We start from the raw sequence: 16,914 nt of genomic DNA on the forward strand, positions 1-16,914 counted from the left end.
CCTATCCCTCCAAGAAATTAAAATCAAACCTTACCGAGATATTTTTATCTAACTCTAACACTTTAAACAAAATATGCAAGTAGCTTTCGAGCTCACCTTGATGGTTTCGAAAGCTTTTTCTTTTCACTTTAGGAAGTACTTTTGTTTTTTCATAGGAAATTTCCAGTGTTTCCTTATCTCCTTTTAAGTAAATGTTATTGTCTTGTATATCAAAAGGAAGGTCTGTTGCAATAAAAGACTCTATCAATGAAGATGGTGACTGATCAAAGTCAAAATGATCACTTACCACCAGCCTCCGCTTATCGGTTTTATACCAATAAAGCTGACGGATAAACGTCATTTGCTCAGCATATGCATTGCTTAAATCCAATTGGATATCATCCCGATGATTGCTTTCTTTAACCTGTGTGATAGCACCGGAAAACTGTGCACCTGCTTGCTGATAAGACCCATTAATAACAGGCACAGAATGCCCTTCTGCACTATTACAAATAAACTGGTATCTCTTATCATTAAAATAATCTTGATGATACTCACCAGATCCTAAATCACGTAAAAACACATTCCCGCGTCCGTAAAGGATCAATTGACCGATATCATTATGGTTGTGTGGTTCATCATTATGCCCTGCTTTTACAGCAAAAGCATATTGATTAGTACGAGTTAAATAAATAGACGAATTCTCCATCAAGTAGCTCTCTTCTGGCCATTCACTTCCTTTGAACTCTTCATCATACCACCACCATTCACGTATAGCTGGAGCCCACCTTCCACAGTGATCAACAAGGTTTGTCGTTGCGATTAACTCTTTCGGCAGATGTACTTCAGGAAATTCCCTATGCAAATAATGAGTTAAGCCAAGCATTGGAGTAGCGGTTGGCTCAGCATCAGAGAAATTGACGACGTTATTACCTACCAAGAAAATTTTTTGTTGGAACAAAGCAATTGCTTTCACCTTGGTATCCTCGAATAAATTAATATGGCGGTAGCGTTGCAGGAGATCAGCAAAATAAATGAAATAACCAAAGCCATATTGCCAATAACCATACCCTTCTGTGCATGCTCCATCTGGTTCAAAACCTTGTAAATAGCATTTCATCGTTTGGATCACTCTGTTAATAATGGGAGTTTGTCTATTATCTCCAGTTAGTAAATATAATGCTGCCGCTCCGATTGATCCTCCACAAACTGATGCCCAATTATGTGTTGCCTTTTCCCAATGAAAAGTACGTTCTACAAAGGGAGTAAAAACGCGACGGTCGATTTCAATTTTCATTTTTTCCACAAGAAAATCATCAAGTTGTTCACCAAATAGATGGATGAATTCTGCCAAAGTAAATGCTGTCTCCGCTGCAAAAAGGTCGATACTATATTGTAGTTGATTGGTTTGTTTAAATGATCTATAGTTTTGCTCCTCATATGTTGTATCCAAGTGTGCTGGTAGACACCATGTAAATTCATTACATACCTGCCATATTTCATTTTCTAATGATTCTGTATACGCTTTCCTTTCTGGATAAAGGTATTGGAGTAAACCAAAAGTCGTTAGCCTTTTTCGTCGTAAGAAATAGAGAGTCTCATAGTTTTGGCGATCACCGGTAACCATATATTGCCTGTAGGTAGTAAAATCAATCGTACTAGTAGGCGCGTTTAGAAAATGTTCCGCATCATGCTCAAGTTGGGCGATAACGTTACTTCTCCAGTCTTTTTTCATTTAACATTAACTCCATTCCCTTTTCTTCCTCTATATTCAAGCGGTGTGCATCCTACTAGCTTTTTAAATACTTTGATAAAATAACTTTGATTATCATAACCGAGCTGTGCACATATCTGGCCAACCGAGTCGTTCGTTAATTCTAGCAATTCTTTTGCCCGTTCTACTTTTCTTTGTTTCACATATTCGACAAACGTAATCTGCATCTCCTTTTTAAAAAGTCTGCTAAAATAACTAGCATTTAAATATAAATAATCTGCTACTTCATCTAAAGATAGTTTCTTCTCTATATTATCTGCAACATAATAGCATGCGCTTACAACATCTTTATGATAATTATTTTTCAATTGCTGTGTCGTTTCTTTTAAGCATTTCTCTGCATAGTTATTAAGCCAATCACGCATTTCATAAATGGTATTTAACAGAAAAAACTCTTCCTGTATCGATTCCACATGATAATTAGATTGAAAATAAGGGATTGTTCGTAATCGCATATTCAGATCGAAAATCATCCGAAGGAACCATTCTTTTACAACCGTCGGCTCATATTGCTTCGTTATACAAAAATCGATCCATTCGGATAGTTTTGCTTTAAATAATCGAAGATCACGTTGAAACATAGCTTTTTTTAGATCATTTGTTACATCCTGATAATAATCAAAAATCTCCTGACCATGGTAGGTGGAAGAAGTAACTTTTAGATGAGCAATCGAACTATTACGGGTGAAAAAGATCTGTTGATCACTATTTATTAGTGAGATTATTTCCGATTTTATTCTGTTCTTATCACATTTATGACCAATCAGAAAGCTAACCTGTATATGTAAATATTGGTTCAATGCATGCTGTAATTCGATTAATATACCGCGTAATTCTCCAAAAATGTCATATTTAATGGTTACATGATCAGGATAAAAGAGAAATCCTTTATGTTGATCGTAATGGATACACAACACCTTGTTCCGAAGCCTTTTATCAATTATCTCTCTCATAATATTATAAATGGCGAATTGTAAGGTATCATCAGAAATAAAGTTTTTCTTTACTTGATAATAGTCATTGATATAAAAATGAACAGGAATATAACCTTCGCTTTGATTCAATCTATCCAATAATTTATTGGAAGATCCTTGGACTAATTGTCGCAAAAGCTTTTGATTTTCCAAATCAGCGTTCATTTTTACTTTATGGCGTAACTGTTTCACTTCTACTACTTTGGAAGTATCACTATCTAATCGTCTTTTACAGGTAATTAAAATATCTTCAATGTCTTCTGGGTTAAGGGATTCCTTTAAAATATAATCGTTGACATCTAACTTAATTGCTTGCTGGGCATAGGAAAATTCGTTATGACAGGAAATAATCGCTACTTGTAAATCCTTCCTCCATTTTTTTAATACTTTGATAAGCTCGATCCCGTCCATTTTAGGCATGCCTATATCAGTGATTAATATGTCTGGCATCTTTTTTTTCGCATGTTGAAAGGCCTGTAATCCATTCTCGTGTGTACTCAATAACTCCAAACCTAGTCGCTCCCAATCAATCGTTTTAGATAAAAACTCAATCGTCGGATAATCATCATCAACTAACATGACTTTGTACATAACCTTCACCACCTAAAGGAATCTTTATCGTAATGGTTGTACCTACATGTAACTTACTTTCTATTATCATTTCAGGGCGAACTCGATAAGAAAGGTCCAATCGTTCGTAGACATTTGCCATACCAATACTCGAAAATCCTTTGTTCGAACGTTTTGTTGTTTTGGATGAACATAATGCTTCATTCAACTTATTTAATTGCTCTTCGCTAATCCCTTCACCATTATCTCGTATGCTAAGCTGAAATACCTCATTATTTACGTCAGCATCTATCATAATTTTACCTGGCCCCTGGTTTAGCCCATGAATAATCGAATTCTCAATTAAAGGCTGTAATAAAAATCTCGGTACTAATTGCTGATAAGCTTCTGCTGAAACATTCACTTCTAAAAATACTTCATTTTTTTGTCTCATATTCATTAAATGAACGTAATCCTGCATTAAATTAATTTCATCATATAAAGTAATTTGGTCTTCTTTATGATCGATCGTCCAACGCAATAATTTAGAAAGGGACTGAATCATACTGGCACTTTCCCTATCTCCATACGTAAAGACTTTCATGCGAATCGAATTCAGTACATTAAATAAGAAATGTGGGTTAATCTGTGCTTGAAGCATCGCTAATTCTGCTTTTCTTTTTCTTTTATGTGTTTGATTTACTTCAGCAATCATTATGTTTACCCGATCAAGCATATGATTAAGTGACTGAGAGAATTGTCCAATTTCATCCTTACTATCTATTTTTGCTCGAACACTTAAATCACCAGTTTGTACCTTCTTCACCACTTTGTCCAAATGTTTCAACGGTTTTGTAATTCTATTCATTAAATAAGCTAAGATGACAAAAAATATTGCAAAAGAAACAGTTAATAATAAAAACACTTCGGAAAATATCGCACTAATATTGGAAGTCGCTGCTTTATAAGGGATAATAGATACCAATTTCCAATCATTAAACGTTAATGCCTTATTCGTCATCACGTATTTTTGCCCATCCCATTCCACAATTTGAGAACTATTGCTTAAATTATTGTCCACCAAAATGGCTGCCTCTTCCCCAATCAATTCAGGGTCTTGATGTGATAATATTTTTTTTTGGTCGTCGACTAGCATGATTTCTTCTGATGGATTTTGGTTATCTAAAATATTTCGGATCTTCGTTTCCAGTAAGGTGACAATAACATACCCATAAATCCCTCCATTGCTATCACGTAAAGTTCTTGCAACAGACATCTGATAAGGGCTCTGGCTTCGTTCATACGTCAGCATTGTTGGTTCCACACTGGACCAGTAGGATTCAAAACCATTTAAAGCATTTAACTCCTTTAACCATTGCTGTTGATAAAATGAGTTAGGATCAAATTGACCAGTTGAATAATTCGTATAATACTGGCCATTTTTCAGCAATATCGTGACATAGGATTTTTCGCCTAACAATGTAATATTTTCAATCGTTTTCCTGACTTGACGGTCTTCTAAATATTGTGAATAACTTTGATTATCCATTTCGTTTAGTGTCAGGTTCGATTTATTTTTTAGTATTGTATTTAATTCCGAATCGATCTGAACAAAATTAGACGCATTTATCACATCATCTATTACTCTGGACACATTTTCTTCTGTCAAGTCAAGCTCTTTCCTTGCATTTTGCATCGCTTGCTCTTCTACCGCATCCCTTGTTAAATAGCTGTATATCGATAATGTCAATAATACTGGGATGCCAATACATACAAAAGATGCTAGAAACACTTTAGAACGAAAAGAAGGAGACGTTAATCTCCGATATTTAGTCCACATAATCATCCTCCTTATTTATAAGAAAAGCACAAAGCGCCTAGTTTATGGCGCTTATGGCTAGATTCCTCCGTTTAAACTTTCTTATAGATCAAGAATGTTAGGGGACAACGGTATTAACGTCCCTTACTGTAATTGTAAACGCTTTATTATAATTAATTCAAGATTTATTGATTATTTGCGATAATTTCTTGGGCTTGCTCATGCATTGCTTCAATGGTTTCATCAATATTTTGCTCTTCATAAATCAGTTTCTCATATTCATCATTCACCATTTGATATATTTCTGCCTGATATGGTGCTGGAGGAATTAATTTAGATGCTTTCGAGTTTTGTAATACGGAAATTAATGCTTCCTTATCTACTTTTTCTGGGCTATTGGTATCTGCTAAAATAGTATCCACGATCGTCTCTAGTTCGTCTTCGCCAACACCATTCCAAGAAGGAATATTTTTACCTTGCACAACTTGACCTTCTGTTGTATACCAACGAATGAACTTATAAGCTGCTTCTTTATGTTCAGAATTAGAAGCGATTGACATGTAATCAGTGGTTACAGGTGTATATCCTTCTTCATCCTCTGGGTTGTTCTTCGGATATGGCGCTATTCCAACATTAAAATCTAACGGGAATTGATCAGTACCACCAAGTTCTGTGTTCATCCAACTTCCAATTAACACTAGGCTTGCATCTTGATTAAAGAAAGTATCACGATAATGTAACTGTTGTGACATTATGTCCGTATATGGTGTGGCTGAAAGGTCTTCTTTCTCCATTTGCCAACGGAGTTCTAACGTCTTTTTAAACATTGGATCTTCAAAATTAGAGCTTCCATCGGCATTTAATAATTCCGTTTCGTCTGGTTTGCTCGCTAATGCTAATTTTAAGTATTCCATCCAACCACCATTTTGCGGTCCATGGAAGAATGTTCCATAATGATCATCTGTTGTTAATTGATTGGCATAGTCAGCAAATTCATCCCATGTCCAGTCTTCAGGTGTTTCTAATCCAGCTTCCTCTAAGTGATCTTGATTAACAAGTACATACCATGGATTAAATTTACCAGGAAGTGCGAAAAACTGTTCTCCCAATTGTGTATTAACCTTGTACTCCTCTACTACTTCATATCCTTCTTCTTCAATAAATTCATCAATTGGTGCTACCATTCCTAAATCTACACGTTGCGCGTATGAAGCAGGATCACTAAACATTAACACATCTAATTGTTCACCAGATGAGGCGGCAAGATCTAATTTCTGCAAAGCTTCATTTGTATCCCCGCTTTCACTAAGAATAACCAATTCCACTTCAATATCTGGATGTGCCTCCTCAAATGCTGGAATTGTTTCAGACCAGTTATATGATGCTTCATTCCCATGTGTATGAAACATGATTTTTACTGGTTCATCAGAGCTGGCTTCTTCGTCATTTTCTTGTTGATCGGTATTTGCTTCTTCTGAATCAGAACTAGCTGTTGGTTCGTCATTATTGCTGCTGCAAGCTGTCACAATGCCAAGGAATAATACCATACTTAATAATAAGAGCAACCACTTATTTTTCATTTTCCTACCCCCTAATATAATTGAAAACCCTTACAACTATGATGCTAACAAATTAATACCTACAAAACATGCCACTATTTTTACCTTTGACAACACTTTTTTTACTTTATCCTTTAACACCTCCTAATGCAATACCATCGATAACATGTTTTTGACCTAATATAAAGACAATCAATAAGGGAAGTATCGCCGATACCGCTGCAGCCATAATTAACGTATAAAAACTGCCATTAATGGTTGTAAATTTTTGCATTGCTAATTGAATAGTATACAGAGCGTCTGTCCGTAAGAAAATTAACGGATTTTGATAATCGTTCCATGTCCAGATAAAACGAAGGATAGCATATGTTGCGACTGCAGGTCGTACAATCGGCAGGGCAATTCGCCAAAAGATCCGCCAATGTCCCGCACCATCTATTTTTGCAGCATCAATAAAGTCATTATGGATACCTATGAAAAATTGACGGAGCATAAATGTCCCAAGCACACTAAAACTCCCTAATAAAATTAAACCAATATGGGTATCAAACAATCCTAAATAGCGATACAATATAAATTGTGGTACCAAGCTAGCTTGTGGTGGTACCATATACGTTGCCAACACAATAAGAAATAACCAAGCACCTGCCGGAAATCGGACCTTGGAGAAGCCATAAGCTGCTAAAGAAGAAACGACGACAGAAATAAACGTAGTACTTACAGCAACTTTAATCGAATTCCAGTAATATAAATAAAAAGGATGGTCCCCAAACCATACTTCCTGATAGTTACTAACAGCATTCCATCTTGTCGGAATCCATTCAATTGGATATTTAAAAACATCTGCTTCAATTTTTAGTGATGTTGAAATCATCCAGATAAAAGGAAGCAAAAATGCAATACTACAAAAAAATAAGATTATCGTACTGAGGATTTTTTTTACATTCCATTTTCTTTGTTTGTGCAACAAAATCACATCCTTCCACTTAGTAATTCACCCATTTTTTCTGTCCAATCCATTGGATAATCGTAATCGAAAACACGAATAAGAACAATACGACCGCTATTGCCGATGCATAACCTACATCAAGATTCAAAAACGCCCTTTCATATAAATGCCAAACGAGCATCGTCGTTGAGTTTAATGGTCCACCCTCTGTTAATACTGCGATTAAATCAAATACTTTAAATGAGGCGATAACCCCTGTTATTAATAGAAAGAAGGAGGTTGGCGATATCAATGGAAATGTTATATTTCTAAATTTATACCAACTATTGGCACCATCAATATCAGCGGCTTCATATAATTCTTTCGGTATTGACTGTAACCCTGCAATGTAAACAATTAAACTAAAGCCGATTGATATCCAAATATGAATGATCATTAACGAAATTAATGCAAAATCGGGATCAGAAATCCATGTTGGCGGATTTTCAATTCCAAGTGTCATTAATACTTGATTAATCGGTCCCTGAGATGGATGAAAAAGCACTTGCCATACAACAGCGATTGCGACAACACTTGAAATGTACGGCATAAAAAAGGCTACTTTAAAATAACTTTTTAAATAGACATTTTTATCAATGATAATTGCTAATAAAAGAGCAACCATCATCGTAATCGGTACAGTAAATATAAAGATTGCATTATTAATCACAGATTTAATGAATTTTTCATCGTTTGTTAAAGCGAGAAAATTATCAAAGCCGATCCATTTTAACTGATCAATACCGGTAACAAATTTCCAGTCTGCAAACGCGAGAATAAATGTGGCAATAATCGGGAACAGGACAATCACGGAAATTCCTAATAACATAGGAGAAACAAATAATAACCCAACAAAATTCTCGCTTTTTTCGATTTTTGATTTTCTTGTTTTTTTCGATTGCTGTAATTCCTCTGTCGTAGAAACAGAATTACTCGCCATGAAGAACACCTCTTTCTTCTAAGATTCTCTTATTGGATGGTTGCGTTTTGAAATAATCTAGTCTTTGTAGCGCAAAATTGCTAAAATACATAGCAATAAAGGTTAAACCGCTACCTAAAAACAAGAAAGACAAGCCTGGTATCACCCAACAAATAAAAAGAAAACTAACTAATGATAATCCCATCCAGATCGTTTGTTTTGGAAATAGTGTACTCAGTTGGATAGCTCTTCTCATTTGTTTGATCAAGCCTAATTCCGGAAATGTAATCATGAAACTAAACACATATAATAAAACAATAACGCTTAAAATTAATACCGTTGAACTGCTACTTAGAATTAAATAATATAGTATTCCACTAAAGTTCTGAACTAGCGCAAAATCAATGTATAAGACTATCGCAGTGACTATTATAAGGCCTCCAAGTAAATTGCTTTTCACAAAGTGCTTCTTATATGCTTTCCAGAATTCTTTGATGACAGGAAACTCTTCGGCTTGAATCCATTTATTATTTAATGCGAACATAGCGGTGATTGCCGGGAACAATCCGAGTACAATACCACCTAGCAAGCTAAACCCGATTGCTATTACATTGAGTGACGCAAGACGATAGAGCCATTCACAAATTTTGAATAAACCACTTGATGTGTCAAACTGCATATGGCCTCCTCCTTTCCTTACTCAAATTATAAACGCTTTCATTTTGGTAAAAATAGCACTATTTTTACTTTTATCGATAGATATTTGACTTCTATGATTCCTGTGCTCGTAGTATGTAAGAGTTAACCTTGCTTGAATTGTAGGTGGTAACAGAAATAGAGCTAGCTGAACACACTGTTAGCTAGCTCTATTATTGGTTATGGTTTTCATGATAAACTATAATTAGTGATTCTAATAATGTTTGGGGCTTCCATCTGTTTGGTAATTAATTTACTAGGTATACATCACTACTATCTATTCTTTTTACCTTTACCTTTTTCTTTATCCTTCTTTTTCTCAGCTGGACTAGCACCTGTTATAATATCAATTCCATCCAACACATAGTTACCAGCTTTCACTACTATTTTTGCTGTGTGCTTCTGCTTTTTTAATCCTCGAATATGATAAGAAGTTTGCCTGTCTCCCATTGAATAAACCCGATAGTCCTCATCAACTAACTGATCATCGATATATACATCAATCAACGCATCTGCTGTTGCACCAAATAAATTGAAGCCACTTCCCTTAAAATCGAAGATAATCATATGTTCACTCTCAGTCGGTGTGCTGTAAATATTAACACCGCGATAATCCATATATTGTTCTTTTGCTTCATTATCACCTAAAGAAACTTTTAATGTGTGGGGTTTATCCTCTAAGCCTCTGACAGAGTATCTTATCCCATCATCCTCCACATCAAAATCACCGACGCTTTCCCCGTCTAATTCCACATGATAGGTTGTTTCATTTTCTACTCCTGCAAGATAATCAATTCCCGTACCTGTGAAGTTGATGAAGATATAAGGATTATCATTAAAGTCAGCCCAAGCATTTGTGCTATTTGCTCCCCAGGTGTTGCCATTCTCACGGTATGCATACACTGTATTTTCCTCATTTCCAATTTCTGAATCATCCGCAATTGCAGTAAATTCATTAGGAGCTAATGTGGTCACAGCTTCGAAATCAACCGGATCATCTGTTTCTATTTCTGCTCGAACAAAGCTAGTATATCCTTCTTTGGCAATCACTTTCAATGTGTGTTCTTTTTCTTCCAGATCGGTTGCTTCCCAAACCATTTTTACTATGGAGCTATTATTCAAATAATTAGCTTCACCGACAAGTTCACCATCTAAATAAATATCTGCCGTTCCATTAGATGGATTTGCTTCCCCATACAAACGGATAGCATTTCCCTTAAAGGTAATCTCAAAGGAGCCACCCTCACTCCCCCAGGTATTTCCACTATTGGAACTCCAATCTCCAGAATAAAATACTTTGTTTAATGTGCCTTGCTCATTCGTCGTATCCGTATGATCTACAGTTATGCCATTCCAAACAGGATAGTCACTTGAAACGCTCATTTGTGTGCGATTATAATGTGCATAGCCTGCCTGAATATATTCCCAGTCTCCTATATATCCAATCGGATTCCACTCATCCTCATTAGCTAATGCTTCTTCTTCTGTCTCATAAATTTTACCTTGCGCATTATCTAGTTTCAGTGATTCATATGAGTAACCTTTTATTGGCTCAATTTTCAAATTATCAATAAGTGTTTCGTAATAACCTGAACCTATCGACACTCTACCGGCCATGACAGTTGAGTCCTCATCCGTATAGGAGGCAATTTCCTCCTTATCCAGATAAAGAGTAAAGATATTACCTTTTGCTTCAAATGCTAAATTGTGCCAAACGGTATTATCAAATCCTTCTATTTTTCCCTCTTCTACTACATCATCAAGCTTAAGAATTTCGTACTTTCCATCCTTGTAAATCTTGGCATTATAAGGTGCCTGTGAATCAGACCAATCAGACTTAACTTGGCGAACACCGATTAAAGCATAATTTTCTCTGCCTTCAACCTCTGGAGTATGGGTATCTAATAAAAAGTCATACGATACTTTGTAATTCACCCAGCGGAAATCTCCGATATTGGTATTAGGATTAACATTCGCTTCAGATCCGTCTGTTCCACCCCAAACAGCCCATTCTGCTCCGATAATATCTGGTGTGATTTTTTGTTGTAGCATGTTTCCGTGCTTTTTTGCGTCCGGGATGTCTCGTTTTATTCTGTCTGAGCTTCCGTTTGAAGCTGGCTTTGTTGCCTCTTTTACAACCTCAAAGGCACCGATTTGATCTGTTGTATATCTTGGTGTACCTCCACGTCGTTCTACATAGTCTCTACCTTTGTCGTCCACGGGATATTCATTATACTCAAAATCATCTGTATAAGGTAAAGGCATAATCGTATCTTCTGATAAATCTACCGGATCTGATTGATATGCAAAATCATCGATTTCCGTTTCTTTATCTAACGTAGAAATGGTCACGATCGAATAAGGTTTTACCTCAATCTCATACGTTCCATCTTCCGGTTGAATGGTTTCTATATGTTGAAACCAATTTTCATCATAATCTTGTCCTTCTTCAGGCCCACGAGTCTCCCAAACAAATACTTCCGCATCCTCTTTTCCATCCAAGTTTTCTAACTCAATCGTATATTTACGTGTGTCTTTCGTATTGTTAGCGAAAATAGTTGTGTAATCGTCTGTTTCTGGATCTTTCAATGTCATATAATTATGTGTACTGGTATCTACGTCTACTCCTCCATCAAAGAAATTACCATCACTGTAAGTAGCATTCTTTATATATTGCCATCTTTCATTTTCAGTTGTAGATGGATCATCATAGCCAACAAAATTCATGACATGTCTGACACCTTGAAGACCACCATCTACCTCATAAAAACCTGACCAAGGATCAAATGCACTAATTAAATGCTTTGGGTTGTATTGTGCACCTTGGTAGAAAGCAGCAACAGATGGTTGAAAATCAAATGAAACAGCATTTAATGGCAGATTGCCTGCTCCTTCCCACGAATAGACAGAAATGATCCGTGATGTCACATCAATAATACCGCCACGTCCACCAAGGCCATTGTAATGTGGTTCCATGTTCTCACGGTACCTAGCATTAATCATTGGTGCAATGCCTTCTGAAACCCAAATCTCTTTTGGTTGCTTCCCTTCTTCGATTAATTTGTCTTGTAACTCTGATAATTCATTTGAACCTGTCAGACCATAATGAGAACTAATCACATCAATTTCGTCAATCAAATTTGGATGGTCTAATAATGTACGACTAATTGTCTCTGTATCTCGATAGCCATCAGCAGCAACTAGCTTTATATCTTGATAATCTTCTTCATAATTAGGTTCTTCTTTTATTCTAGAAGTAAAATACTCAAGCCATTCCACTTCATTTCTACCATTGCCATGCTGTGCTCTCTCATTTTGAGATATGCCGATATAATCCAATTGGAAGCCATACTCTTCTTTAACAGCATCCATTGTTTGTTTATACCATTGGTAACGATTTTCATATTCTTTGTCACTAGCACCGTTCCAAGTCCAACGAGGTTCCCCCCATCGTAAGATTTCTGTTGTGATAGCAGGATTAATAGATTTTGCATCTGCAGCAAACTGAAAGCCAGCACCTCTTAAGACATTGGCAGGCTCATCTGCATAACGCATTGTTGCTGGTTCTGTTCCGGACGACGAGTTAATATCACCGCCTAATTCTACTTTCACGTGCGCTAATCCTGCTCCGGTGTCTTTATTAAATAAGTGATTCATAATTTCCCAGTATTTTTCCGGATGCTCTTCTTTATAATCGAGTAACAACCGTGAGGTATTATTGCCTGATACAGTACCAAAACCTTTAAAACGATTGTGTTCGTCCACATCATTACCATCGATCGTAATCGTCTTAGTTAGTTCTTCTGCTTGTGACTGATTGCTTCCGATAAGTGTTCCAACTCCTAATAAAATTAGTGTTATAGCTAAAAATCCGATAATTAGTTTAAAATAGTTCCCTCTCCCGGTCATGTTCCACCATTCCTTTCAAAGGTATTTAGTCCCGTCACATTCCTCTCATCCATCATCACCTTTGTATTGTCATGCTGAGAAAGATACAATGCCTCCTCTCACAAAATGGATACGCTTACATTATTTCATATAAGCTTGTGACTTTTTGATAATATTTTTACTCGTTTTATTGTTAATTTGACATTTTAAAAATAACTACTTCAATTAACATGGTCATCGCACTGATTTTATACTTTTTTCCTTTTAAAAAAGGACCTCCATTGTCGGAAGCCCTTACCCTTTTACTTCTCAAACCAATTATTTGCAATGGTTTGCTTATACCAATAAAAACTGTCTTTCTTCGTACGTTCTAATGTCCGATAGTTGACGTGTACAATACCGAAACGCATGGTATAACCTTCCGCCCATTCGAAGTTATCCATGAGTGACCAGGTAATATAACCTTTAATATTAACGCCTGATGCGATTGCACGACTCAATGCAGTTAAATGTTGCTCGAGATAATTTATACGTCCAGCATCTTTTACACTCCCATTCTCTGGTTCATCATTATAACAAGAACCATTTTCCGTAATATAAATAGGAATGTCACCATAGCTATTCTTAATACGCATCAACACTTGATAAAAACCTTCAGGGAAGATTGGCCAGCCGATATCGGTACGGTCATAATTCATTTCGACCATCTCCCAATCAAGTAACCCTTCATTCTCTTTATAACGCGCAATATGACCCGTGTAATAGTTAATACCAAGGAAATCTACTGGTTGATTAATTGTTTCCATATCGCCATCCTCTATTTCTAATTCCACACCTTTTTTCTTAAACCAATCGATCATAAAGCTTGGATAGCTTCCTTTAAATACCGGATCCATAAACCATTCAATATACCAGCCAATTTCACGATTACATGCATCAATATCTTCTTGACGATTACTATAAGGCTCTAGCCAGGTCGTATTTGGAGCAAAACCAATTTCACCATCCACTCCAAGCTCTCGGAACTTTTGTACGGATTTCCCATGAGCTACCAGCAAGTGGTGTGAAATTTGCGTTGCTAATTGCAGGTCTCGATTTCCTGGTGCATGGACACCGATATAGTTAGATAAAAAGGAGATACACCACGGTTCATTTAATGTTAGCCACTTTTTAATTTTGCCAGAAAACTCTTTAAACATTAGCTCCGCATAATCTACAAATGCATGGATGGTTTCACGGTTACCCCAACCACCTTTATCCTGTAATGCTTGTGGCAGGTCCCAGTGATAGAGTGTACACATCGGCTCAATGCCATTTTCTAATAATTTATCAACTAAACGGTGATAATAATCCAATCCTTCTTGGTTCACTTCACCAGTACCATTAGGAAAAATTCTCGGCCATGCTACTGAAAAACGATACACATCAATGCCAAGGTCCTTCATTAACTCCACGTCTTCTTCATAACGGTGATAGCTGTCACAAGCTACATCTCCATTATCCCCATTTACGACATTACCTGGTGTTTTCGAAAATGTATCCCAAATCGAAACACCTCGACCACCTTCACTTGCAGCCCCTTCAATTTGATAAGATGCTGTAGCTGTCCCCCATTGCATATCTTTCGGAAATTGAATTATTGCCATTGTTATACCCCTCCAATAAATCTATAATCTAGTTAAAAATTGTTGAAAAGCTTGATCAGCATGATGTGGCAAATGTTCATGCCCATACTCATGGTAGAGTATTATCTCTTTTTCAGAACGAATCTTGTTATATGCCGCAAACTGCGTAGATGGCGGACAAATGTGATCCCTCATAGCTGTTATCCATTGCACAGATGCTTGAACTCGATCTGCTAGATGTTGAATATCGATATATCCTAATTTCGTGAAAATTTCTTGATGTCGCTGGTGTGTCGGATCAAAACACCGGAAAAAATAAGCTATTTCCTCATAAGCACTGTTTTGCACATCCATCTTCCATACTCTTTCATAATCAGATAGGAAAGGATAAACTGCATATAAATGTTTAACAGTCGGCTCTAGTGCTGCACAAGCAGTAGCCAATGCCCCACCTTGTGATTGACCATAGACACCGATGCGATTTTTATCTACTCCTTCTATCGATTGTAATATTCTAACCGTCTGGACGGTATCAAGAAATACGTTTCGATAATAGAGATGATCAAGATTATTATCTTCGAGTCCTCTAATAATATGACCTCTTAATGTTGATCCTTTTATTTGGAGTGTATCCTCTGATAAACCTCCCTGTCCTCGACAATCTAATGCTAGGACAGTAATTCCTTGCGCTGCATAGGCTAATTTATCGAGCCAATCACCACTATCTACTGAATAACCATGAAAAATAGCAATTGCTTGACCTGTTGGATGCTTAGGTTGAACCAATTTAGCGTGAACTCGTGCACCACCGACCCCTGTAAAATACAAATGATAACAGTTTGCAAAACGAGGCGTGATATCCGCTTCCTCTAATTCATATGCCAATGAATACTGATCTAATTCTGCTAAAGCCCGCTCCCAGTAAGCATCAAAATCTTCCGGTTTCGGGTTGGTACCACGATAGTTTTCTAACTCCTCGAGTGGCATATCTACGTGCATCTGTGTTCCCCCCCTTTTGCTAAGATAAAATACTGTCAATCGCTTGTACTTCCTCATGTGTGAATGATAGATTTTCTACTGTTTCCCTATTTTCAATGAGTTGTTCAACATTTCGAACACCAATTAACGCTGAAGAAACCGATTTCCTTTTTAGCACCCAAGCGATAGCCAATTGAGGAACAGATTGACCTCTGTTATCTGCTATTTCTTTTAATTGTTGGACTTTTGCTATTCGATCTGGGGTAATCTGGTCACTAGAAATGGAGTCCACGTTTTGCGCAATTCGAGAACCTTCCGGAATCCCATCTTGATATTTTGTACTTAACAATCCCTGAAATAACGGTTGATAAACAATTGCTCCAAGTCCTTCCTTCTCTAATAAAGGAAATAATTGATCCTCCGGTTCTCTCAAAAACATTGAATATTGAGTTTGATGAACAACAAAAGGTGTTTGGTATTGCTTAAATAAAGGGATGACCTCCTCCATAATATCAGCTGGATAATTGGAAACACCTGCATATAAGGCTTTACCTTGTTTAACTGCAGTATCTAATGCCGAAATCGTTTCCTCTAATGGAGTGTCCTGATCATAACGATGCGAGTAGTAAATATCTACATAATCTATGCCTAATCTTTGTAAGCTCTGGTCTAGGCTAGCCAGTAAATATTTACGTGAACCACCATCACCATAAGGTCCCGGCCACATCTCATAACCTGCTTTTGTCGCGATAATCAGTTCATCACGATAAGCTGATAATTCAGTACTTACAATTTGACCGAATAATGATTCAGCACTTCCATTTGACTCTCCATAATTATTCGCTAAATCAAAATGAGTAATACCATTATCAAAAGCAGTTAAGATAATTTCTTTTGCTTGATCATATGGAGTATCTTCACCAAAATTTCGATACAAACCTAATGATATGGCTGGAAGTAGTAAGCCACTATCACCACAACGATTATAAGTCATTTGCTGATATCTTTCTTGATTTGCTATGTATGGCATAAACGCCCTCCTCTAATTAGGTTACCGTTTTCATTATACCACACAATTAAGTTATCGTTAACTTAAAAACATAAGGAAGCTATCAATATTATTATTATATAATTATCTGAAATTTGCAATCGTTTTCGAAAAGAAT

The 16,914-nt window shown here is 36.5% G+C and carries 11 protein-coding genes; all 11 read right to left on the reverse strand.

Annotation, left to right across the window (positions count from 1 at the left end; all coding sequences use genetic code 11):
• Position 1: 1 nt before the first annotated feature.
• Entirely contained in the window at positions 2-1,714 is a 1,713-nt protein-coding gene (locus tag ACTNEP_RS15535) for a heparinase II/III domain-containing protein (RefSeq protein WP_441162933.1), read from the reverse strand.
• Positions 1,711-3,318, reverse strand: a complete 1,608-nt coding sequence (locus ACTNEP_RS15540) for a response regulator transcription factor (RefSeq protein WP_441162934.1) — start codon at positions 3,316-3,318, stop codon at positions 1,711-1,713. The genes ACTNEP_RS15535 and ACTNEP_RS15540 overlap by 4 nt, the downstream gene beginning before the upstream one ends.
• Entirely contained in the window at positions 3,296-5,116 is a 1,821-nt protein-coding gene (locus tag ACTNEP_RS15545; protein WP_441162935.1) for a sensor histidine kinase, read from the reverse strand. The genes ACTNEP_RS15540 and ACTNEP_RS15545 overlap by 23 nt, the downstream gene beginning before the upstream one ends.
• 164 nt (positions 5,117-5,280) lie before the next feature.
• Complete coding sequence (locus ACTNEP_RS15550) at positions 5,281-6,675, reverse strand: ABC transporter substrate-binding protein (protein WP_441162936.1); 1,395 nt, start codon at positions 6,673-6,675, stop codon at positions 5,281-5,283.
• Positions 6,676-6,781: 106 nt separating this feature from the next.
• The gene (locus ACTNEP_RS15555; protein ID WP_441162937.1) at positions 6,782-7,621 is read right to left on the reverse strand and encodes a carbohydrate ABC transporter permease; all 840 of its coding nucleotides are present in this window, start codon (positions 7,619-7,621) and stop codon (positions 6,782-6,784) included.
• A gap of 19 nt (positions 7,622-7,640) precedes the next feature.
• Positions 7,641-8,582 (reverse strand): carbohydrate ABC transporter permease, encoded by a 942-nt coding sequence (locus ACTNEP_RS15560; protein ID WP_441162938.1) that lies wholly within the window; start codon positions 8,580-8,582, stop codon positions 7,641-7,643.
• Positions 8,572-9,240 (reverse strand): YesL family protein, encoded by a 669-nt coding sequence (locus ACTNEP_RS15565; protein ID WP_441162939.1) that lies wholly within the window; start codon positions 9,238-9,240, stop codon positions 8,572-8,574. The genes ACTNEP_RS15560 and ACTNEP_RS15565 overlap by 11 nt, the downstream gene beginning before the upstream one ends.
• Before the next feature lie 290 nt (positions 9,241-9,530).
• The gene (locus ACTNEP_RS15570; RefSeq protein WP_441162940.1) at positions 9,531-13,166 is read right to left on the reverse strand and encodes an S-layer protein; all 3,636 of its coding nucleotides are present in this window, start codon (positions 13,164-13,166) and stop codon (positions 9,531-9,533) included.
• 281 nt (positions 13,167-13,447) lie between these two features.
• Positions 13,448-14,791 (reverse strand): GH1 family beta-glucosidase, encoded by a 1,344-nt coding sequence (locus ACTNEP_RS15575; protein WP_441162941.1) that lies wholly within the window; start codon positions 14,789-14,791, stop codon positions 13,448-13,450.
• A gap of 21 nt (positions 14,792-14,812) precedes the next feature.
• Complete coding sequence (locus ACTNEP_RS15580) at positions 14,813-15,769, reverse strand: acetylxylan esterase (protein ID WP_441162942.1); 957 nt, start codon at positions 15,767-15,769, stop codon at positions 14,813-14,815.
• A 19-nt stretch (positions 15,770-15,788) separates the two neighbouring features.
• Entirely contained in the window at positions 15,789-16,778 is a 990-nt protein-coding gene (locus ACTNEP_RS15585) for an aldo/keto reductase (protein WP_441162943.1), read from the reverse strand.
• Positions 16,779-16,914: the final 136 nt, after the last annotated feature.

Source organism: Gracilibacillus sp. HCP3S3_G5_2 (genome assembly GCF_052063305.1).
Classification (GTDB): domain Bacteria; phylum Bacillota; class Bacilli; order Bacillales; family Amphibacillaceae; genus Gracilibacillus.